Origin of the sequence: Kitasatospora sp. NPDC056184 (assembly GCF_042268405.1) — a bacterium.
Classification (GTDB): domain Bacteria; phylum Actinomycetota; class Actinomycetes; order Streptomycetales; family Streptomycetaceae; genus Kitasatospora.
Map to the genome: position 1 here is coordinate 61,146 of NZ_JBHJUI010000003.1, position 22,186 is coordinate 83,331.

Genomic DNA, 22,186 nt, shown 5'->3' on the forward strand with positions numbered 1-22,186 from the left:
AACCCCCCCCCCCCCCACCTTATAATACTCTTCCTTGGCGGGGGCCCGCTTCGTTTGTTTCCACCCCCCCGGCCCCCCCCCCCGGGGGGGGGGGGGCCCGCCCCCCCCGCCCCCCCCCCGACTCCCGCGCCTTCAGCGCCACTCGGACACCGCTTGAGCGCGTCAACGATCGATCCACCGCCCCGAAAGCCCGATACGTCCGGCTCTCGACACGCTGCACCAAGCGGTCACTGGCCGAAGTGGACCCGCTGGTCAGCGGGTGGTGACGCACGCCGAAGCCCCGACCCCACCTGCCCGGGCAGGTGGGGTCGGGGCGAGGAGGAGTGGGACGAGGAGGGGTAGCCCTTCTCAGCGGAGGGCGAGGACGGGGCGGGCGGAGAGGTCCTCGGCGCAGTAGTCGCCGTCCTCGTCGAAGACCATGGCGGCGAGGTCCGGGTGCCGGTTGGCCGTGGCGAGCGGCAGCCAGGCGAGGACGGTGCCGTACCCGCCGCAGACCGACTCGCCGCCGTCGCCGCCGTAGACGGCCCCGGGCTCGCTGGTGATCTCCGAGCGGTAGGTGTCGTGGGCGATGCGCAGGCCGAAGGCGTTGGGACCGGCGTGCGGGCCGGTGGTGTCGCCGTACGGGATGCGGTCGAGCGGGCACTCGTCGCCCCAGCGGAACAGGGTGGTGGCTCCGGCCCCGCACGCGTGCTCCCACTCGTCGGGGGTGGGCAGGCGCAGGCCTTCGCGGGCGAGGAGGGCCGGCATGTCGGCGGGCTCCTCCTCCAGCGGCTCGTCCTCGACGGCCATCAGCACGGTCGGCACGGTGACGGTCCGGCGCGGGCTGAGGACCCGGGCGAGGTGGGCGCGCAGGTCCCCGTCACCGAAGCCCTGGCTGACGCTCTCCTCCCGGTAGCTGGTCAGGAGATCGGCGGACGGCTGCCAACTCGCCGTGTCGAAGCCGACGGTGACCCGGCCACCCGTGACCAACGCGAACATCCGGCCGCCCCGCTCGACCAGGACGCGGTGCAGCGGCGCCCCCAGGTGCTCGATCTCCTCGACGCGGTCCAGCCGCCCGCCCACGCTGCCCGCGACCTGGGCGGCGAGACGGCTGGCGGCGGTGCGGTCGAGGCGGCGCCAGGCGGCGAAGGTGAGGGTGGCGAGCGGTTCAGGAGCCATGCCGGGAGTCTGGCACGGGCCACCGACAAGTGCCCGGCAGGAGGCGCACGACAGTCCGGTGCGCCGTCGAAGTCCCTCCGCCGGAGGCGATTTGGCCGATCGGGGGGACGCTGGACCCGCCGCTCTGGTAGGCAGGGCCGGGGCCCGACCGCCGCCCGGGCCCACGGCGGCGGGACGGCGGGACGGCAAGGCAGCAAGGCAGCAAGGCAGCAAGGCGGCAGGACCGTGCGGGGCACGGAGCGGAACCGACCGAAGCATGGGGGCTTTCAGGGTGGGCGCAATGCGGCAGCAACCGATCGAGGACCTGGTGGTCGTCGTCCCCGGCATCACCGGTAGCCGGCTGGCCGTGGACGGCAAGGAGGTGTGGGGCCCCTCCCCCGGGGCGCTGGTCCGGGGCATCGCGAGCTTCCTCGGCTCCGTCAAGGCCCTGCGCCTCCCGGCCGACCTCGGCGACGACCACCCCGGCGACGGCGTCGTCCCCACCGGCCTCGTCCCCTCCCTGCACGCCGTCCCCGGCGTCCGGCCGGTGGTCGACGGCTACAGCGACCTGGTCGGCTGGCTGGAGCGCGGCTTCACCCTGCGCCGCGCCCTGCCCACCGGCCGGCCGGACCGCCCCGGCGTGCCCGAAGTCCCGGTGAACCTGGTCGAGTTCGCCTACGACTGGCGCCTCTCCTGCCGCTACAACGCCCGCCTGCTGGCCACCCGCGTCGACGAGGCGCTCGGCCGCTGGCGGGCCACCGCCCCGCAGCGGGCCGGGGCGAAGGTCCGCCTGATCTGCCACTCGATGGGCGGACTGGTGGCCCGGTACTGGGTGGAGCGGCTGGGCGGCGCGGAGGTCACCCGGCAGCTCATCACCCTCGGCACCCCGCACCGCGGTTCGATCGGCGCGTTGGAGTCGCTGGTCAACGGCCACCGGATCGGCCTGGGCCCGGTGGCCGCCGATCTCACCGCCTTCAGTCGCAGCCTGCCCTCCCTCCACCAGCTCACCCCCGACTACGCCTGCGTCGAGACCCCCGACGGCCTGCGCCACCCCCGCGAACTGGCCACCGCGCTGGACGGCGTCGACCCCCGCCTGCTCGCGGACGCCGGGTGCTTCCACGCCGAGATCCGCCAGGCCGCCCTGCGGCGGGTGCGGCAGGGCGGGGCGGAGCGGCTCTGCCTGCCCGTGGTGGGCGTCCGCCAGCCCACGCCCACCACGGCCGCCGTGACGGGCGACGGCCGGCTGCGGCTGATCGAGACCATCGGGGGCGTGGACGAGGGCGGCGACGGCCGGGTGCCGCGGTTCGCCGCCTACCCCGCCGAGATCGCCCTCGACGACCCGGTCGTCCGGGCCTCCTTCGCCAACCACGGGGCGATCAAGGGCCACGCCGGGGTCCGCGAGGATCTGTACGGCTGGCTCTCCCCGACCCCGGCCGTGTACCGGGGCGCGCTGCCCGCCCACCCGCTGGGCGTCCGCGTCGCCGAGTACGGGGCGGCCGGCGAACCGCTGCGCGTCGAGGCCGCGGCCGGCGCCGAGGGGGAGGGGGCGGACACGCTCGCCGTCCGCGCCACCGTCCGGGACGAACACGGCGGCACCGTCGCGAGCCGCACCCTGCGCAACGCCGGTGGCGGCCGCTACGAGGGCGCGTTCGCCGGTCTCGGCCCGGGCGCCTATGCCGTTTCCGTCCACGCGACGCTGGACAACGCCGACACTGCGGTGACGGCGCTGACCCTCGTCCTCGAAGGTGACGCATGACCGACGACCTGAACACCGACCCCGCGTCGGCGGCCGAGCCGCGCGGCACGTTCCTGGCGGTCGTCTTCGACCGGTACCAGGACACGGCCTACCGTCCGCTGCCGGGCGCGGTCGAACAGGTCCGCGAACTCGCCGATGTCCTGGGCAGGTTCGGCTTCCGGCCGACCGTCGTTCCCAACCCCGGGCAGGGCGCGCTGATCGACGGCCTCGACGCGTGGTCGGACGGCTGGTCCACGGGCGGCGGCAACGGTCCGGCGGTGATCGCGTGGTCCGGGCACGCCGAGGTCGGCAACCGCGGCGACCTCCAGCTCATCACCCACGCCACCCCCAGGGGCCTGGGCAACCAGGACCGGTTCTACTCCCCCGAACGCCTCACCAGCCAGGCCCTGACCAGCCGCGCCGACCAGATCCTGATCCTCCTCGACACCTGCCACTCCGGCGCCGGCGCCGTCCCCGCCCTCGACCAGGCGCTCGCCGCCTGGGAGGACCGCACCCTGCCCGAACCGCGCACCGCCTGGCTCGGCGTCCTCGCCGCCTGCCAGGCGCAGGAGCAGGCCGCCGGGGCGCGGGGACTGCTCCTGGAGACCGTGCTGCGGCTGCTGGAGAGCGGCCCGCGGGGCAGCACCTACCGGCACGAGTGGAGCGTGCGCAACGTCGGCATCACCGGGGAGACCCTCGCCCTCGCCGCGCTGGCGGAGGACTGGTCCGACGGCGGCCAGCGCCCTGTCCGGGCCTCCGCCGGCCACCCGCAGCCGATGTTCCGGAACCCCCTGTGGCGGCGGAAGTCCGGCGAGGCACTCGTCGAGCACCTGGTGCTGGCCGCCCGGGGCATCGACCCCACCGAGGAGGGCTGGTTCTTCACCGGACGGCGCCGGGCCCTGCGGCAGATCACCGACTGGCTCGCCACCGACACCGCCGGGATGCTGCTGGTGACCGGCAGCGCGGGCGTCGGCAAGTCCGCCGTCGCCGGGCGCATCGCGGCCCTGTCCGACCCCGATGAGCGCGCCGCGCTCATGGCGCACGCCCCCCTCGGGGAGGACGATCCCGATCCCGGGCAGGACAGCGTGGACGCCGCCGTGCACCTGCGCGGCATGGACGTCCAGGCGCTCGCCGAGGCCCTGGCCGAGCAGCTCGGCCTGCCGGTGCCGAAGACCCCCGCCGACCTGATCGCCCAGCTCGAACGCACCGAGAGCGGCCGAGGACGCCGCCACGTACTGGTCCTCGACGGCCTCGACGAGGCGTCGCCGGGTCAGTCCTCCGCGATCGCGGAGCAGCTGCTCGTCCCGCTCAGCCGGCTGTGCGCCGTGCTGCTGGCCTCCCGCGACCGCCCGTTCCAGCCGCACCGGGCTCCGGGCGAGACCTTGGATTCGGCCCTCACCCGGACGATCGGCGCCTCCGTCCGGATCCTCGATCTCGACGAGGAGCACGACACCACGACGGACATCGCCGACTACGTCGGCCATCGGCTCCGGTCGGACGGCGTCGTCGACGAGACCGCCGCCGAGATCGCCTCGGCCCTGGCGGACCGGGCCGGAGCCGGAAGCGGCGGGTTCCTCTTCGCCCGGATCGTCGCCTCCCACCTGGCGCGCGTGCTCGCCGGCGCCCCCGAACGGCCCTGGCAGGACCAGATCCCGGTCGGCATCACGGGCGCCCTCGACCTCGACCTCGCCGCCGCGCCGCTCCGCACCCGCGACGGCCACGACCTCCCGGGTGCCGCCGGCGACCTGCTGACGGCCCTGGCGTGGGCAGCCGGCAACGGCATGCCCGCCCACGGCGTCTGGCAGGCGGCGGCCCGGGCCGTCGGCGGTCGCGGGACCGTCTACGGACCGGAGGACGTCGACTGGCTCCTCCAGCAGTACGGGCGCTACATCGTCGAGGACAGCGACGGTCAGCAGGCCGTCTACCGCCTCTACCACCGCGAGCTCGTCACCCACCTGCGCTCCGCACCGCCGCGTCCGAACGCGGCCCCGGCGGCCCTCGCCATCGCCCACGGCCTCGTCGAGCTGACCCTCGACCAGACGGCGCGCGGCACCGTTCCCCACCATGCCAATGCCTACCTGCAGCGGCACCTGCCCGAGCACGCTGTCGCGGCCGCCGAACCCGGCGTCGACGCTCTCCGTGCGCTCGCCGAGACGAACCCCGACGCCTACCTCCCCGACCTCGCCAGCAGCCTCAACAACCTCGCCGTTCGCCTGGCGGAGGTCGGACGGCGCCAGGAATCCCTCGCCTCGGCCCAGGAAGCCGCCACCACCTACCGCCAACTCGCCCGCACCAACCCCGACGCCCACCTCCCCAACCTCGCCATCGCCCTCAACAACCTCGCCGTTCGCCTGGCGGACGTGGGGCGTCACCAGGAAGCCCTCACCTCGGCCCAGGAAGCGCTCCAACTGCGCCGCGAACTCGCCCGCACCGACCCCGACGCCTACCTCCCCGACCTCGCGGGCGCCCTCAACACCCTGGCCGTCCAGCTGGCGGATGTCGGACGGCGCCAGGAAGCCCTCGCCCCGGCCCAGGAGGCCGCCACCACCTACCACCGACTCGCCCGCACCAACCCCGACGCCTACCTCCCCAACCTCGCCATGGCCCTCAACAACCTCGCCGTTCGCCTGGCGGACGTCGGACGGCGCCAGGAAGCCCTCGCCCCGGCCCAGGAGGCCGCCACCACCTACCACCGACTCGCCCGCACCAACCCCGACGCCCACCTCCCCAGCCTCGCCATGGCCCTCAACACCCTCTCCAACCGCCTGTCGGACATGGGACGACACCAGGAAGCCCTCGTTCAGGCCCAGGGAGCGGTCCAACTGCGCCGCGAACTCGCCCGCACCAACCCCGACGCCTACCTCCCCAACCTCGCGGGCGCCCTCAACAACCTCTCCAACCATTTGGCGGAGGTCGGACGGCACCAGGAAGCGCTCGCCCCGGCCCAGGAGGCGGTCCAACTGCGCCGCGAACTCGCCCGCACCAACCCGGACGCCCACCTCCCCAACCTCGCCATGGCCCTCAACACCCTCTCCAACCAGTTGGCAGACCTGGGACAGCACCAGGAAGCGCTCGCCCCGGCCCAGGACGCGGTCCGACTGCGCCGCGAACTCGCCCGCACCAACCCCGACGCCTACCTCCCCAACCTCGCCAACAGCCTCAACAACCTCGCCATTCGGCTCGCGGACGTCGGACGACACCAGGAAGCCCTCGCCTCGGCTCAGGAGGCCGCCACCACCTACCGCCAACTCGCCCGCACCAACCCCGACGCCCACCTCCCCAACCTCGCGAACAGCCTCAGCACCCTCGCCATGCGTCTGGCGGACGTCGGACGACACCAGGAAGCGCTCGCCCCGGCCCGGGACGCGGTCCGACTGTGCCGCGAGCTCGCCCGCACCAACCCCGCCGCCCACCTCCCCAACCTCGCCAACAACCTCAACAACCTCGCCATTCGCCTGGCCAACGTCGGACTCCACCAGGAAGCCCTCGCCCCGGCCCAGGAAGCCGCCGCCACCTACCGCGAACTCGCCCGCACCGACCCCGTCGCCCACCTCCTCAACCTCGCCAACAGCTCCAACACCCTCGCCAACCGCCTGGCGGACGTCGGACGGCACCAGGAAGCGCTCGCCCCGGCCCAGGAAGCGCTCCAACTGCGCCGCGAACTCGCCCGCACCAACCCCGCCGCCCACCTCCCCGACCTCGCGGGCGCCCTCAGCACCCTCGCCATGCGTCTGGCGGATGTCGGACGACACCAGGAAGCCCTTGCCCCGGCCCAGGAAGCCGTCCAACTGCGCCGCGAACTCGCCCGCACCAACCCCGCCGCCCACCTCCCCGACCTCGCGGGCGCCCTCAACACCCTCGCCAACCGCCTGGCGGATGTCGGACGACACCAGGAAGCCCTTGCCCCGGCCCAGGAAGCCGTCCAACTGCGCCGCGAACTCGCCCGCACCGACCCCGACGCCCACCTCGCCGGCCTCGCCGGCAGCCTCAACAACCTCGCCGACCAGCTGGCAGCCGTCGGACGACGCCAAGAAGCACTTCGGCACTACGAGGACGTCATCGCCACGTGGCCCGGTCCGTCCTGGGCCTCGACCGAGCTTGCCCTCCAGCGAGCCCTGTTCCTTCTGAAGGCCGGCGACACGGCCAGCGGCATCGGGGCGCTGTTCGAGCTCCTCTCCGCGGACGACCCCGTCAGCGGCGAAACGGTGTTCCGCGTGCACCAGGGCCTCCGCGAAGCCGCCGACGCCGGGCCCGAGGGACGCGAAGCGATCGCCCGGCTCTGCGCGAACCATCGCACGGACCCCGCGACCCTGCCCTGGCTCGGCATCACCGACGCAGATCTCCGTCTCACCGCCGACTGGGTCAACACCGGAAGCTGGACCGAATCGCGCGACTTCATCGCGGCCCACCCCGCCCTCCTCGGCGCCTCGGCCCGCACCGCGCTCCAGGAGTGGGCACTACTGGACGGCCCCGCCGAATTCCACCTCACGCTCCTGGACCGGTTGCAGGCCGGCGTACCGCTGGACACGGTCTACCGTCCCGTCGTGCTTCCGGAGATCCTGACCGCGTGGATCGGGACGGTCGTCAGAAGCGGCACCTGGGCCGCCTCGGCGGACTACCTCACCGAGCACGCGCCCGATCTGCTCGCCCCCGACACGGACGCGGCGCTCGTCGCCCTGGACGGCGGACACCCGGAGACGAGGCCCGTCATCTCCCTCCACCGGGCGATCCTGGCCATGAGCGCCGTCGACGGCATCGAGGCCGCCTACGCACTCGTGGCGGACCGCGCCCTTCTGATCACCCGTGTCCGTCAAGCCCTCGAAGCCGCGGACGCTCCTTCGCTCAACTGGCTCGCCGTGATCGAGGAGGCCGTGCACAAGGCTGCCTGGAGCGCCACCGTCCACCGGCTGGCGGCCCGCGCCCTCGCCGACGACGTCCCCACCGACCCCGCCCCGGCCGAGATCCTCCGAGCCGCAGCACCCGGGACCGAACCCGACACGGACGAGCGCAACCGCGCCGTCGCCGAGATCGCGGCCCTGATGACCGCCCACCCCGCCCGCGCCGCCGCACTCGGCGAGCTCCTCCAGGCCGTCCTCGCCCCACCGCCGCAGGCACCCGCACCGTGACCGATCCGCGACGGCACCACCGGCTGATCCCCAACCCCTCCCCCAACCGGCGCCCCGTGCGGCACGATGGTCCCGGGCAACGCCGAAGGGGGCACCATGTGGCAGGCGGGGAACGACCGTTGGACGTTGGCAGCGGTCTGCCTCAGCTACCTGGCGATCGTCTTCCTCACCAGCCGGGGGTTCATCGCCGCCCCGCGCTACCGCCGGATGCAGGGGCGCATCGGCGAGGCGCGGGCCCGGGTGACCGTGCTCGCGGCCGCCGCGCCGGACGACGCGGCGCGGGCGGCCGTACTCGCCTCGGTGACGGCGCGGTTGGACGTGCTGGAGCACACGAACATGGTCGTGTGGCGGCTGCCCAGGTCCTCCTGGGTGATGTCCATCCCGCTGTCCAAGCTGGCCTCCGCCTGGCGGCTGGCGCACAGCTGCGAGCGCGACCTGATGCGACTGCTGCCGGACGCCGAGGCGGACGCCCAACTCCGGGCGCTGTGGCTCCGGCTGGAGGCGTCCGGGCAGCCGGGTGACGCCGAGCTCGCCGGTGCGCTGATCGGCCAGGACGCCGCCACCTCGCTCGCCGCCACGAGCGAGCTCCTCCACGAGCGCGAGGACGGCGAGGCGGAGCGCGAGTACGAGCAGCAGCGCGCCGCCCTGTGGCTGGCGACGATCGGGCTCGGCGCCGTCTACCTCATCGGCGTCACGCTGTCGCACCAGCCGACCATGATGCTCGGCGCGCTGGGCGGCTTCCTGTCCCCGGTGATCAGCGTGATGCGCGCCCAACGGCCCACCTCCTGGGGCGTGCTGGTGCTCGCGCCGGTCGGCGGGGCGCTCGCCGCGATCGGCGGGATGCTGCTGGTGCGGATGCTCGCGGACCCGGAGCTCAACCTCCTCGGGCACGTCTTCCTCGACAACTCCTGGGACGCCCCGGACCGGCCCCTCGCGCTCGCCATCGCCCTGCTGTTCGGGTTCTCCGGCACGCTGTTCTCCCGCCTGGCGCTGACCGCCACCGGCCAGCTCGTCGCGACGGGCTCGCCGGCCGGCCGCCAGCCCTAGCGCCGTCCAACGGGTCGTGGGGCACCACCGGCGGTGCCCCACGGCCCACGGCCTACGGCTGCGGGAAGTTCTCCTCGTCCACGTCGCTGGTCTTCGCGTTGCCGCCGACCTTCGCGGTCAGCGTGATCGACCAGACCGAGTAGGTGGTCCGGTCGGTCTCGAAGGCCATGCTCTCGTCGAACTTCGTGTAGCTGCAGCCCTGGGTGAACATCTTCAGCGTGGGGTCCCAGTCGACGCCGTCGGAGAAGAAGATGTCGTAGGTGCCGTCCTCGACCCCCTCGATCGACGCCTTCTTCCCCTTGCCGACGTACAGCGAGTGGACCGCCTTCCCGTTCTGGGAGAGCGAGACGACGGAGTCGGTGGTGCCGCCCGTGTTGTCGACGTTCAGCTCGCCCTTGCCGCGCAGCCGGCCCTTCGTGACGAAGGTGTCGTTCTCCTGCGAGCGGGTCTGCTGCGCCGGCGGCTGCGGGGCGGTGAAGACGGTGGTGTACCCGGCCGCGGTCATCTCGGCCAGCGCGGGCGGGATCGCCTTGAGGCCCTCGGAGAGGCCGAGCTGGGCGAAGGCGGAGCCGGTGGTGCAGTAGGCCTTGGACTTGATGTCGCTGCGGAGCTTGGTCAGGTCCGTCGCGAGCTGCGACAGGGCCGTCACCAGCTGGCGCTTGGTGGTGCCGACGGTGACCGGTGTCTCGCTCAGGCCGAGTCCGCTGCTCGCGGAGTTGGCGGTGGTGGCCGCTTCCTGGAGGGCGGCCGTGAAGGTGGGCAGGTCGGTGGCCGGGTTGATCTTGCCGAGCGCGGTGCCGACCGGGTTGACGAAGCCGGCGAGCACGGGCCCGTACGGCGTCGGGGTCGGCGTGGGCGTCGGGGTCCGTGTCGGTGCGGGCAGGGCGGTGCTGAAGCGGTCCGACGGACTGGACGCGGCCGTGTCGCCCGACCCTCCCGACCCCCCCGAACCGCCGCTCGAACAGGCGGCCAGCAACAACGCGGTGCCCACCGCAACGCCGGCCTTGGTGAAGGACTTCATGCCGCTCCCCCGGGTGCTCTCTCGGTACTGATCCATGCACACTCCGTGCTGTCTGCTGTCCCCGCCGACATGATTCCGATCCGACAAGACTCGGTCAACAGAGCGCACTTGCAGCGCACCGAAGCGTAGCGGGAGCGTACGACAGGGCGCACGGAGCGGTCCTCGGCGTCAACTACGATCAGGACGTGCTCAGCCTCACGGGTCTCCCCCTCCAGATCATCGCCTCCGTCATCGCGATCGGTGTGTTCGCCGCGACGATGTGGCTCTGGCCGAGATTCGGCGGCGGCGGCTGGAAGGCCTGGACCGGACGGATCGGCGCCTTCCTCGGCACCCAGATCGCGGTGCTCGTCGCCATGGGGCTGATCGCCAACGGCTACTTCGGCTTCTACAGCTCCTGGAGCGACCTGCTCGGCACGAACGGCAAGCCCGGCACGGTGGTCGACCACCAGCCGAACGCGGCCGCGTCCCTGGCCGTCACCGGCGAGAAGAGCATGTACTCGGCGCAGGGCTCGGCCCGCGACCGCTCCGGGGTGATCCAGGAGGTCTCGCTCCGGGGCCCGGCGAGCGGTCTGAGCAGCGACGCCTTCGTCTACCTGCCGCCGCAGTACTTCCAGCCGGAGTACGCGCAGCGCAAGTTCCCGATGGCCCTGGTGCTGGCCGGCTACCCGGGCTCGGCGGAGAAGCTGATCACGCTGATGCAGTACCCGGCGTCCGCGCTGACCGCGATCGAGCAGAACAAGCTGCCGCCGACCGTCCTGGTGCTGATGCGCCCGACCCTGTCCGGCAACCGCGACACCGAGTGCATGGACATCCCCGGCGGGCCCCAGGTGGAGACCTTCTTCACCAGCGACCTGCCGGCGGCGCTGGCCGCCACCTACCGGATCGGCACCGACCCGGCCAACCGCGCGGTGATCGGCAACTCGACCGGCGGCTACTGCGCCCTCAAGTTCGCGCTACGCAAGCCGGACGCCTACCGCGCCGCGATCTCGCTCTCCGGCTACTACACCGCGCCGATCGACGAGACCACCGGCGACCTGTTCGCGGGCAACGCCCAGCTGAAGCAGGAGAACGACCTGGTCTGGCGGCTGAGGAACAAGCCCGCCGCGCCGGTCTCGCTGCTGCTCGCCACCAGCTACGACGAGAACAACTACGAGGGCACCCAGGCCATGGTCAACGCCTTCAAGGCGCCGACCAAGCTGTCCACCATCACCCTCGACACCGGCGGCCACAACTTCCACACCTGGACCAGGGAGATCCCGCCGGCCCTGGAGTGGCTCGGCAAGCACCTGGCGATGCCGCAGGCCGCGTGACGGCGACGAAGGCCGGGTGACAAAGCGCGCCCGGGCCCGGATCACAGGCCGCTCATACACGTCTCTCACCGTCCTCTCAGACGGGCGCCCGAACGTAGCGCCATGACGACGACCAGCCACACCCCACCGGCCGGCGAGCCCTGGCCGGAGGCCGAGGACTACCCGCCCCCGGTCCTGCCGCCCGCCCCCGCGCCGGAGGGGGCGGCGCCCGCGCGGCCCGCCCGGCCGCCGCTGTTCCCGGAGTTCCCGCTGCCGCCCGTCGGCCCCAAGGGGCCGGCGTCCTGGGCGGAGCGGCTGCGCACCCTGCCGGCCCGGACCTGGCGCGGGCGCGCCGACGACCCGGGCTGGGTGCGGCCCGCGCTGCTCGCGCTGCTGGCCGCCACCGCCGTCCTCTACCTCTGGGGCCTGTCCGCCTCCGGGTGGGCCAACGCCTTCTACTCGGCCGCCGCCCAGGCGGGCAGCGAGAGCTGGAAGGCCTTCTTCTACGGCTCCTCGGACGCCGGGAACTTCATCACCGTCGACAAGCCGCCGCTGGCGCTCTGGCCGATGGCGCTCTCGGCGCGCGTGTTCGGGCTCTCCTCCTGGTCGGTGCTCGCCCCGCAGGCGCTGATGGCGGTGGCCACGGTGGCCGCGCTGTACGCGACGGTGCGCCGGCGGTTCTCGCCGCTCGCCGGTCTGCTGGCGGGCCTGGCCTTCGCGCTGACGCCGGTGGCGGCGCTGATGTTCCGCTTCAACAACCCGGACGCGCTGCTGGTGCTGCTGCTCACGCTGGCCGCCTACGGACTGGTCCGGGCCGTCGAGGTGGCGGGCACCCGGTGGCTGGTGTTCACCGGGGTGATGTTCGGACTGGCCTTCCTCACCAAGACGCTGCAGGCCTTCCTCGTCCTGCCCGCCTTCGCGCTGGTCTACCTGGTGGCGGCGCCGACCGGGCTGTGGCGCCGGGTGCGCCAGCTGCTGGCCGGCGGGCTGGCGATGGTGGTCGCGGGCGGCTGGTGGGTCGCGGTGGTCGAGCTGGTCCCGGCCTCGGCCCGGCCGTACGTCGGCGGCTCGCAGGACAACAGCTTCCTCTCGCTCACCTTCGGCTACAACGGCCTCGGTCGGCTGAACGGCAACGAGACCGGCAGCGTCGGCGGCGGACCGGGCCGGTTCCCGGGCGGGATGGAGGGGGCGTTCGGCAACGCGGCCGGCGGCGTGCCGGCCGGCGGCCCGCCCGGCGGGATGCGGGGCGGGGGCGGCTGGGGCCGGACCGGCATCACCCGGCTGTTCGACGGCGACATCGGCGGTCAGATCGCCTGGCTGCTGCCGGCCGCGCTGATCCTGTTGGTGTTCGGCCTGTGGGCCACCCGGCGCCACGTCCGGACGGACACCGCGCGCGCGGCCTTCCTGGTCTGGGGCGGCTGGCTGCTCTGCACGGCGCTGACCTTCAGCTTCATGTCCGGGATCTTCCACCAGTACTACACGGTGGCACTCGCCCCGGCGGTCGCCGCGCTGGTCGGCATGGGCGTGGACGGGCTGTGGCGGGCCCGGCACCGGCTGCCGTACGCGGCGGTGCTGGCCGGCACGCTCGCGGTGACGGCGGTGTGGGCCCACGTGCTGCTCGGGCGCAGCGCGGACTTCCTGCCGTGGCTGCGGCCGACCGTGCTGGCCGTCGGACTGCTCGCGGCGGTGGCGCTGGCCGCGGCCGGACCGCTGACGGCGCGGCTCGCGCCCCGCGCGGACGCGCCCGGGGCGGGGGCCGGCGGCGGCGCGGGCGGGCGTTCGCGGCTCGCCGGGCGGCTGACCGCGGTGGCGGGTCTGGTCGGCGCGGCGGCGGCGCTGGGCGGTCCGGCGGCGTACGCGGTGGAGACGGTCGCCACCCCGCACCAGGGTTCGATCGTGCTGGCCGGGCCGGCCGTGGAGGGCGGCTTCGGTCCGGGTGGCCCCGGTCGGCGCGGGACGGGCGGTCCGGGGGGCACGGGCGGCTTCCCCGCCTTCCCCGGTGCCGGTGCCGGCGCCCCGCAGCAGGAGGGCGGCCAGAACGGCGCCCAGGGCGGTGTGCCCGGCTTCCCCCAGCAGGACGGCACCCGCACCCGCGGCGGCTTCCCGGGCGGTGCGGAGGGTGGCACGGGCGGCCCCGGCGGCATGGGCGGGCTGCTGAACGGCACCAAGGTGAGCGAGGAGGCGGCCGCCCTGCTGAAGGAGGGCGCCGACGGCTACCGCTGGGCCGCCGCGACCAGCGGTTCGCAGAACGCCGCCGGCTACCAACTCGCCTCCGGCGTCCCGGTGATGGCCCTCGGCGGCTTCAACAGCAGCGACCCCTCGCTCAGCCTGAGCGCCTTCCAGCAGTACGTGTGGGAGGGCAAGGTGCACTGGTTCATCGCCGGCGGTGGCCTGCGCGGCGCCGTCATCGAGTCGAACGGCTCCGACGGCGTGACCGGCATCACCGGTGCGACCGGCATGACCGGTCCGGGTGCCGGGAACGGCCGGGACGGCGAGTCGGCGACGTCGCAGACCGCCCAGATCGAGCAGTGGGTGACGAGCCACTACACCGCCCGCACGGTCGGCGGCTCGACCTTCTACGACCTCAGCGCGCCGCCCTCCTCCTGACGGTCGGCCGGTCCCGAACGGCGGGGCGCGGCACGGTGGTTCACCGTGCCGCGCCCCGCCGTCGCACCGTCACGTCACTGCGCGGCTTCGCTCTTGCAGCGCGTCCCGGCGGCCGGGGCGGTGCCCTCCAGCAGGAAGGTGTCCACGGCGGCCCGGATGCAGGTGCTCCAGCCGTATCCGGTGTGGCCCTCGCCCTCGCGGGTGAGCAGCACGGCGTTGCCGAGCTGGGCGGCGAGCTTCTCGGCGTTGGCGTACGGCGTGGCCGCGTCGCCGGTGGAGCCGACCACGACGATCGGCGCCTGCGCCTTGGAGGTGATGGCGTGCGCCTTCTCGGGCGAACGGAACGGCCAGCTCCGGCAGTCCGGGTCGAAGACGGCCGCGCTCGGCTCGTGCCGGCTGATCAGCGGGGCCTTGGCGGCCAGGTCTGCGTAGGCGGCCTGGAGCGCCTCGCCGGCCGGGACGTCGGTCGCCCCGTCGGCGCAGTGGATGGCGGTGTAGGCGTCGGCGGAGACGCTGTACCGGCCGTCCTTGTCGCGCCGGTTGTAGGAGTCGGCGTAGCCGAGCAGGTGGTCGCCCTTGCCGTTGACCATGGCCTGGGTCAGCACGGTCCGCAGCTGCCCCCAGGCGCTCTCGTCCCCGTAGAGGCCCTCGATCACGCCGGTCCACGCCGTGGTGGCGGTGACGACGCGGCCGGTGCTCGTGGTGAGCGGCTTCTGCTTGAGCCCGTCGAGGAAGTCGGCGAGCTTGCCGGCGGCCCGGTCGGGGTCCTTGCCGAGCGGGCACTGGGCCTTCTTGGCGCAGTCGGCGGCGAAGGCGTTGAGCGAGCGCTCGAACCCGGCGTACTGCTCGATGTTGTGCTGGGCGAGCGGCAGGGACGGGTCGACCGCGCCGTCCAGGACGAGCCGGCCGACGCGGTCCGGGAACTCCTCGGCGTAGACGCTGCCGATGTAGGTGCCGTAGGAGAGGCCGAAGTAGGTGAGCCTCTGCTCGCCGAGGGCGGCGCGCAGCACGTCCATGTCGCGCACGGAGTTGCGGGTGCCGATGAACGGCAGCAGCTTGCCGTACTTGGCCTGGCAGGCGTCCGCGAGGACCTTGCCGTGCTCGGGGCCGAGGTCGTCGGCGGCGGCCCAGGTGTCACGGGTCCGGTCGTCGAGGCAGTTCACCGGGGAGGTGCCGCCGACGCCGCGCGGGTCGAAGCCGACGGTGTCGAAGCGCTCCCGGACGCCCTGCTGGAAGTAGTCGGGGTTGCGCTGGACGAATCCGACCCCGGTGCCGCCGGGACCCCCGGGGTTGACGACGACGGCGCCGACCCGCTGGTCGGGCTTGGTGGCGGGCTTGCGGACCACCGCGACGTCGATCGTGTCGGCGCCCGGGGCGGCGTAGTCCAGCGGGACCTTGAGGGTGGTGCACTGCACCGCCGACTCGTCGATCGTCGCGGTCTTCGGGTCGTCCTTGCAGGCCGCCCAGGTGAGCTGCTGGCCGTAGAAGGCCTGGAGCGCCGGGTCCGCCTGGCCGGTGGGCTTCACGGTCGGCGTGGGCGTCGGCGTGCCGGTCGGGGTGGGCGACGGCGTGGTGGCCGCGGCGGTGGACGGCGCGCCGGAGGACGCGTCGGTGGTGCCGCCCGAGCTGGTGCAGGAGGCCAGCAGGGCGGCCGCGGCGACGGCGGGCAGGGCGCGTCGCGAGAGCCGGGTGATCATCGAATGCACCGCACACGAATACCACCTGACGATCGGACGATTGACGGTGCCCCACCCGCCGCGACCCGCCCGCCGGGCACGCTTCCGGACAAAGGGAGACGAACCCTCCGAGGAAACGATTCCTCAGTTGCCGGTCAGCCGCCGCACTGCTGCAGCATCGCCTTCTTGTCCGCCTCCGTCACCGGCAGCTGGTACTTCAGCGACACCTGCGCGAAGCGCACCGCGTAGGCACAGCGGATCTCCGGGTTGGCGGGCAGCCAGGCGGACGGGCCGGAGTCGCCCTTGGAGGCGTTCTGCGAGCCGTCGGCCGGGATGAGGTTGAGCGGGTCGTTGGCGATCTGCACGCGCTTCAGCTTCTCCCACTTGCTCGCGCCCATCTGCCAGTCGTAGGACAGCGGCATCACGTGGTCGATCTGGATCTTCGAGGCCTGCTGCTTGTTCCACTCCACCGTCTTGCCGGTGTAGGGGTCGTGGATGGTCATCGAGGTGATCGTGCACTTCGAGCCGTCCTTGCGCTCGACCGCCGAACCGTCCCGGGCCAGCAGGTCGTTGCGGGTGTCGCAGTTGTTGTGGCCGCCGGGTATGCCGTCCACGTTGTCGGTCCAGGCCGGTCCGAACTCGTTGCGGTCGTAGCCGTCCTTGGGACCGGCCGCGGCGGTGGCGACCTTGGCGATCAGCGCACGGCCCGCCTTCTGGTCCTCGGCCGAAGTCAGCGGCGCCAGGCCGGGCTTGGTGCCGTCGGGGTTCTCCAGCGGGCTGGTGCCCGGGTTCGCGGCGCCCGCCGCCCCGGCCCCGGCGGAGGCGCCGCCGTCCGCCGGCTTCTTGTCGTCCGAGCAGCTGCTCAGCACCAGGGCGGATATCAGGAGGACGGCGGCGGCGGACAGAGTGGTGCGACGGGCGGGCACGGGGACTCCCCAGATGGGCGGGCGGCTGACGGCGCACCAGCAGACCAGCCGCCCCGCAGGCGGTCAAGCCACCACAACACGGAGCATTTCGATCATGGCGAAGCTCACACCCGCGGGCCCCGGACGACCTCCTCGACCACCGTCTCCGGCGGATCGGCACGACGCCCCGCGCCCACCGCGCGCGCTTCGCCCGGCCGCCGGCCCGCGCGGGCGGCTGACGGCGGCGGCCGGGGCGGGCAGGCTGGGCGCATGGAACAGAGCGAGACGGTGGCCGCCCTGGTGCTCGCCGCCGGGGGCGGGCGGCGGTTGGGCGGGCGGGCGAAGGCGCTGCTCCGCTACCGCGGCCGGCCGCTGGTGGAGCACGCGGTGGCGGTGGTCCGGGCGGGCGGCTGCCGGGAGGTCACGGTGGTGCTGGGCGCGGACCGGGAGCGGGTGCGCTCCACGGCCCATCTGCCGGGCTGCCGGCTGGTGGCCAATCCGGACTGGGAGGGCGGCATGGGCTCCTCCCTGCGCGCCGGCCTGGCCGCCCTGCCCGCCCGCGCCCCGGCGGCGCTGGTGGTGCTGGTCGACACCCCGGGGGTGAGCCCCGCCGCGGTGGCCCGGCTGCTGGCCGCGCACCGGGCCGGGGCGCAGCTGGCCGCCGCCGCGTACGGGGGGCGGCGCGGACACCCGGTGCTGATCGGGGCCCGGCACTTCGCCGAGGCCGCCGAGGGCGCGCGCGGCGACGCGGGGGCGCGTGCCCTGCTGGCGGCGCACCCGGACGACCTCATCCTGGTCGAGTGCGCCGACGTCGCCGCCCCGGACGACCTGGACACCCCGGGCGACCTCGCCCGCTGGGGCGCGGAGTGACGCACGGGCCGCACCGGACCACAGGCGTGCACCCCCGTTCCGGCGACCGAGGGCCCGGCTCCCGCGTGAGGGGGAGGCGTCTCCTCCTCACCGCCGATCAATCGAGCGCACACCCCTGATTCCTCCCTGAGGATTGCCGCATTCCGCGCCGCACCCCCCGGGTTTCGGGGAGCATGGGAGACGTCACCCACCCCCGATTCGAACGGACGGTGCCCGCGATGCCCGGACTGCCCGACGACTTCACCGGATACGACCCGGCCGGGCGCGGCCCGGGGGCGGCGGGTGGCGCCCGGGCGATCCGCTGCCCCGCCTGCCGGCGGGAGCATCTGTACGAACCGCCGTCGCTGCCCTGCCCGTGCGGCGCCTCGCTCAAGGTGCCGCTGCTGCGCGGCGGCGTGCCGGTGCAGGTGCGCTTCCGGTCGTGGGAGGACTCCTGGCTGAGCATGCGCTGTCCGCACTGCGGGCGCTCCGACCAGTGGCCGCAGCCCGAGTTCACCTGCAACTGCGGGGCCACCGTGCGGCTCCCGGTGGACCGCACGACCCGGCTGGGCGGCGGCTCCGCGGCCGGTCCGCTGGGCGCCGCCGCCGGCCCGCGGGCCTCCCACCCGCACCCGGCGCGCCCCGCGCACTCGCTGGACGCGCCCGCCGCGGCCCCGCCGGCCGCGGGGGCGGGCACCCCGGCCGCGCCGTGGCGGCGGCGTGCGCCGTTCCGTCCGCACCCGGTGCGGACCTCGCAGGACGCCGTCTTCACCGCCGCCCGCTACCTGGAGTGGCTCGGCTTCGACGATCTGGAACTGACGGAGGCCCAGGAGCGCGACGGGGTGACCCTGCTGGGCAGCCGGATGGTCGCGCAGGTGGACACCTGGACGGAGCCGGCCGATGTGAAGTCGGTCGAGTGCCTGTGGCTGCAGACCTTGCACGCGGAGGAGATGGCCGCCGCGATGTTCACTCTTGCGGGCTATTCGCACCAGGCCACGGTGCGCGGGGAACAGTTGCTGGTGGCCCTGTTCAGCCTGGACCTGGCGGGTGTGCCGCAGCCCGCGAACGGTGCCGCGGAGGCCCTGATGGAGACCGGCTGGACGTCCTGAGGCCCCGTGCGGCCCCGGCCGGCCGCCCGCTGATCGTTTAGACGAAAAGCCGCCCGGACGCAACAACCTTCGCTCGTGATCTGGTGCACAAGCTCGCCCCCGTGTTGAATTGCCGCCACAGCGCGGGCCCGTGGCACGTCGTGCCACGCAAGGGGAGGGGCCCGTTTCCTGCTGGATGGCGCACACAAGGAGGTGGCGTTGTCGGAGCACGGATGGGGCCCTAGCGGCCGGGACGCACGAGGGGCGGCGGCGCCTCCGGAGCCGGGGGACACCGTGTGGCGGCTACGGTCCCGGGCGTGCTGGCGGGAAGCCGCCGACCTGTTACGCCCGGCCGCCGAACGCGACCCGGCGGCCGCCCTCGTCAGAGCCGAACTGCTGATCGAACAGTGCCTGTTCACCGCCGCCCACTGGAGCCAGGCCGAGCAGGCGCTGCGACTGGCCGAGGCCGTCGCCGCGACCACCGAACAGCGCGCTGCGGCGGCCTGCGCCCGGGGCTTCCTCGCGTACGTGGCCAGTGTGCTCGGCGCCCGCGACCGGCTGGACGAGGCCCAGGCCGCGCTCGGCCGCACCTCGGCGCTGCTGCCGCCGGACGCGCCGGGCCGGCCGCTGCTGGACTTCCGCCGGGGACTGGTCGCCGAGAACCTGCTGCGCGACCCGACGGCGGCCTGGATCGCCTACCGTCGGGCGCACGACGGCGCGGAAGAGCGCGGCGACGAGCTGCTCCGCTCCTCGACCTGGCGGCACCTGGCCGCGCTGGCGCTCGCGGCGGGGGACCGCGAGCGGGCGCGGGAGGGGTTCGAGGCCTCGCTGCGGCTGCGCGAGCAGCTGGGCTTCACGGTGGGGGTGGCACCGGCGCTGGCGGCGTTGGCCGAGGTGTCCGAACCGGCCGAGGCCGCCCGGCTGCGGGCGGAGGCGACCCGGCTGGTGCAGGCGCTCGGGGGCGTGCCGGTCTGGCTCGCCCGCCAGCTGGGCGCCGGGCGCGCGCCCGGCGCTCCTCCGGACGGACGCGTCGAGAGGCAGACCCGGGGGCCGATCAGCTAAGGTGAGGCTAACCTGGCCGGGTCGAGCAGTGCCCCGGCCAGGTCGGCCTTGCCGTTCCCGGGCTCCGCCAGGCCCCGGCCGGCCGGGCCCGGACGTACGGCGCCACGGCGCCACGGCCCCCCCCTCCGGGCAGGCCGGCGGCGAACGGGCTCCGGCCCGGGCACGGACCGGACGGTCCGGCCCGCCCGGTCGACCCGATGGGCGCGACCATGACCGTGAGCAGCACCCGGCCCGCCGCCGAGCCTCCCGCCCCGGGGCCGTCCGCCCTCGGCCGCCGCCACGGCCCCGCCGCCCCCGACGCGCCCTCGGCCCGCGCCATGACCGCCGCCCCGCTACCGACGCCCCCCGACCGGGCCCACGGCGCCACGCCCTTCCACGACCCCGCCGCCCGACCCGCCGGCACCCCGCACCCCCACCACCCCGACACCCCGCCCACGCCCCGGACCCGCACCACCGCGCCGGCGCCCGTTCCCGGCGCCCCCTCCCCCGCGGTGCCCGGCGGAGCCGGGGCGGGGTGCGGGCCGGGCGCGTCCGCCCCGCCCCTCGCCCCCTGGGCGGGCGCCTACCGGCGGCTCGGGGAGGCGGCGCCCGAGCCCCGGGTGCTCTGTGCGCCGCCGCGGAGCGGGCGGGGGTGGATCGCGGGGGCGGAGCTGCTGGCGGACCCGGCGGCGCTGCGCGAGCTGGTGGCGCACGACGCCCGGCAGGGGCTGGTCCGCTACGGCCGGGCACTGCGGCCGGACGTGGCGGCCTCCATCGGTCTGCACCGGTTCGTCTGGCCGGTCTCGCTGCTGTTCACCCTGCCGTGGTTCCTGGAGCGCCGGGTACCGCTGCTCGCACCCGCCGACGTGTCGATCCACCGCCGCTGCGGCGAACTGACGGTCCGTCCGGGCGCGTTCGCCTGCCTGCCCGACGACCCGGCGGCCCGATCGACGCCGACGGCCCGGCCCGCGACCGACGAGGCGGCGCTGGCCGAGGGGCTCCGCGCGGCACTGGCGGACTTCCTGGCCCCGGTGCTGGCCGTCTTCCGCCCGGAGGTGCGGCGCGGGCCGCGCACACTCTGGGCGATGGCCACGGACGCGGTGGTGGAAGGCCTCTGGTACGTCGGCGGGCGGCTCGGCGAGGAGGAGCGCGTCCGGACGGAACTCACCGCGCTGTTCCCCCCGCACGGTCCCGGCGCGCCGGAGTGCGCGCCCTTCACGCCGGGCGCCGGATTCACCACCCCGGCGCCCGGAGCTCCGGCCCGCACCGAACGCTCCGAGCGGTGCCGGGCCAGCTGCTGCCTCGTCTACACCGCGCGGGTCGAGGCGATGTGCGCCGGCTGTCCCCGCGTCACACGGAGTTGACGGAGGTCGGAGGCGGTCCGGCCGCCCGCCGCCGCCCGGCCCGCCCCGGCTTCCGGAATTCCGGACTCCCTTTCTCCGCAATAAATATGACAATGCCAATACCCCCTCGCCCGATATCCCCCTCCTCGGTGCATTGACAGGAAATCAGCCATTCCCCGCCCGGGCATCCGTCATGATGGTCCCCGCCGACACGGCGCAGGAAATCGCGACGCAGGAGAACGAGGCGGGTCCAGGCGATGAAATTGTCCGACATACCGCTGGTTTGGGCCGTCACCGGCGTTGCGGTGCTGCTGGTCAGCGCGCTCCTGGTGGCCCTGTCCCGGAGCCGGGGATCCACGGGCGGCGGGAGCGCCGCGGATTCCTGGGAGCGGTCCGAGGAACGCCGCCGCCGCAAGGAGTCCCTGTACGGCGGGGCCTCGTACACGCTGCTGTTCTGCTGCGCGGCGGTGGCCGCCGCGCTCTCCTTCCACGGCCTGGTCGGCTTCGGGGTGCAGAACCTCAACCTGTCCGGCGGCTGGGAGTACCTGGTGCCGTTTGGCCTCGACGGGGCGGCGATGTTCTGCTCCGTGCTGGCCGTGCGCGAGGCCAGCCACGGCGACGCGGCGCTCGGCTCCCGGCTGCTGGTCTGGCTGTTCGCCGGGGCCTCGGCGTGGTTCAACTGGGTGCACGCCCCGCGCGGCTTCGGCCACGCGGGCGCGCCGCAGTTCTTCGCGGGGATGTCGCTCTCGGCCGCCGTGCTGTTCGACCGGGCGCTCAAGCAGACCCGCCGGGCCGCGCTGCGCGAGCAGGGACTCGTCCCCCGCCCGCTGCCGCGGATCCGGATCGTCCGCTGGCTGCGCGCCCCCCGCGAGACCTACGCCGCCTGGTCGCTGATGCTGCTGGAGAACGTCCGCAGCCTGGACGAGGCGGTCGACGAGGTCCGCGACGACAAGCGCGAGCGGGTCCGCGAGAAGGAGCGCCGCAAGCTGGCGGGGCGCCGCGAGCGGGCCGAGATCCGGGCGATCAACCGCGCCAACACCTGGCGCCAGCGCGGCGGCGGCGCACCCCCGGCGGCCCGTCAGCTGGAGTCCGGCCAGGAGTCCGCCATAACCGCCGACGGCGGGCCCGGAGCGGAGCGGGCCGCCGTCGAGGGCACGGTCGCGCAGCCCGGTCTGCCGGCCAGGCCCGGGCGGCGCACCATCGACCTCACGACGGAGGACGACACCGTGCCCCTGCCCCGGCTGGAGGAGCTGGAGCAGAAGCTCAAGGACCTGGAGCAGCAGTTCGGCTGACGCCCCGGGACGTCACCCCGAAGGCGCCCG

14 protein-coding genes are annotated in these 22,186 nt (G+C 74.6%); 10 read left to right on the forward strand and 4 right to left on the reverse strand.

Translation table 11 applies throughout. The features are described 5' to 3' along the window. Window positions 1-348 precede the first annotated feature (348 nt). Window positions 349-1,158 carry a hypothetical protein gene (locus tag ACFC0B_RS07990; protein WP_376083695.1) on the reverse strand — a complete coding sequence of 270 codons (810 nt, stop codon included), beginning with the start codon at window positions 1,156-1,158 and terminating at the stop codon, window positions 349-351. 280 nt (window positions 1,159-1,438) lie between these two features. On the opposite strand from ACFC0B_RS07990, the gene ACFC0B_RS07995 reads away from it, so the two are divergent. The 3 genes from ACFC0B_RS07995 (at window position 1,439) to ACFC0B_RS08005 (ending at window position 9,045) form a co-directional block, all read left to right on the forward strand. Next, window positions 1,439-2,893: an esterase/lipase family protein gene (locus ACFC0B_RS07995; protein ID WP_376083697.1), complete on the forward strand. Its 1,455-nt coding sequence runs from the start codon at window positions 1,439-1,441 to the stop codon at window positions 2,891-2,893. Then, a complete protein-coding gene (locus tag ACFC0B_RS08000; protein ID WP_376083698.1) occupies window positions 2,890-7,998 on the forward strand; it encodes a tetratricopeptide repeat protein in 5,109 nt (1,702 codons plus the stop codon). The genes ACFC0B_RS07995 and ACFC0B_RS08000 overlap by 4 nt, the downstream gene beginning before the upstream one ends. Before the next feature lie 126 nt (window positions 7,999-8,124). Beyond that, window positions 8,125-9,045, forward strand: a complete 921-nt coding sequence (locus tag ACFC0B_RS08005) for a hypothetical protein (protein ID WP_376083700.1) — start codon at window positions 8,125-8,127, stop codon at window positions 9,043-9,045. A gap of 52 nt (window positions 9,046-9,097) precedes the next feature. Here the strand turns inward: ACFC0B_RS08005 and ACFC0B_RS08010 are convergent, their stop codons facing one another. Then, on the reverse strand, window positions 9,098-10,102 hold the full coding sequence (locus ACFC0B_RS08010; RefSeq protein ID WP_376083702.1) for a hypothetical protein: 1,005 nt from the start codon (window positions 10,100-10,102) through the stop codon (window positions 9,098-9,100). 149 nt (window positions 10,103-10,251) lie between these two features. On the opposite strand from ACFC0B_RS08010, the gene ACFC0B_RS08015 reads away from it, so the two are divergent. Continuing rightward, the gene (locus tag ACFC0B_RS08015) at window positions 10,252-11,376 is read left to right on the forward strand and encodes an alpha/beta hydrolase (RefSeq protein ID WP_376083704.1); all 1,125 of its coding nucleotides are present in this window, start codon (window positions 10,252-10,254) and stop codon (window positions 11,374-11,376) included. Window positions 11,377-11,478: 102 nt separating this feature from the next. Next, on the forward strand, window positions 11,479-13,962 hold the full coding sequence (locus ACFC0B_RS08020) for an ArnT family glycosyltransferase (RefSeq protein ID WP_376083705.1): 2,484 nt from the start codon (window positions 11,479-11,481) through the stop codon (window positions 13,960-13,962). A 74-nt stretch (window positions 13,963-14,036) separates the two neighbouring features. Here the strand turns inward: ACFC0B_RS08020 and ACFC0B_RS08025 are convergent, their stop codons facing one another. Together ACFC0B_RS08025 and ACFC0B_RS08030 are read right to left on the reverse strand one after the other, a co-directional pair. Further along, on the reverse strand, window positions 14,037-15,659 hold the full coding sequence (locus ACFC0B_RS08025) for an alpha/beta hydrolase (RefSeq protein ID WP_376083707.1): 1,623 nt from the start codon (window positions 15,657-15,659) through the stop codon (window positions 14,037-14,039). Window positions 15,660-15,793: 134 nt separating this feature from the next. Further along, complete coding sequence (locus ACFC0B_RS08030) at window positions 15,794-16,564, reverse strand: HNH endonuclease family protein (RefSeq protein ID WP_376083709.1); 771 nt, start codon at window positions 16,562-16,564, stop codon at window positions 15,794-15,796. Window positions 16,565-16,813: 249 nt separating this feature from the next. On the opposite strand from ACFC0B_RS08030, the gene ACFC0B_RS08035 reads away from it, so the two are divergent. The 5 genes from ACFC0B_RS08035 to ACFC0B_RS08055 all read left to right on the forward strand — a co-directional run bounded on the left by ACFC0B_RS08035 (window position 16,814) and on the right by ACFC0B_RS08055 (window position 22,156). Further along, window positions 16,814-17,413, forward strand: a complete 600-nt coding sequence (locus ACFC0B_RS08035; RefSeq protein ID WP_376083711.1) for an NTP transferase domain-containing protein — start codon at window positions 16,814-16,816, stop codon at window positions 17,411-17,413. Between the two features lie 218 nt (window positions 17,414-17,631). Then, entirely contained in the window at window positions 17,632-18,501 is an 870-nt protein-coding gene (locus ACFC0B_RS08040; protein WP_376083713.1) for a hypothetical protein, read from the forward strand. 273 nt (window positions 18,502-18,774) lie between these two features. Beyond that, window positions 18,775-19,542 carry a hypothetical protein gene (locus tag ACFC0B_RS08045; protein WP_376083715.1) on the forward strand — a complete coding sequence of 256 codons (768 nt, stop codon included), beginning with the start codon at window positions 18,775-18,777 and terminating at the stop codon, window positions 19,540-19,542. A gap of 209 nt (window positions 19,543-19,751) precedes the next feature. Next, entirely contained in the window at window positions 19,752-20,885 is a 1,134-nt protein-coding gene (locus ACFC0B_RS08050; protein ID WP_376083716.1) for a (2Fe-2S)-binding protein, read from the forward strand. A 236-nt stretch (window positions 20,886-21,121) separates the two neighbouring features. Continuing rightward, complete coding sequence (locus ACFC0B_RS08055) at window positions 21,122-22,156, forward strand: DUF2637 domain-containing protein (protein WP_376083718.1); 1,035 nt, start codon at window positions 21,122-21,124, stop codon at window positions 22,154-22,156. Window positions 22,157-22,186: the final 30 nt, after the last annotated feature.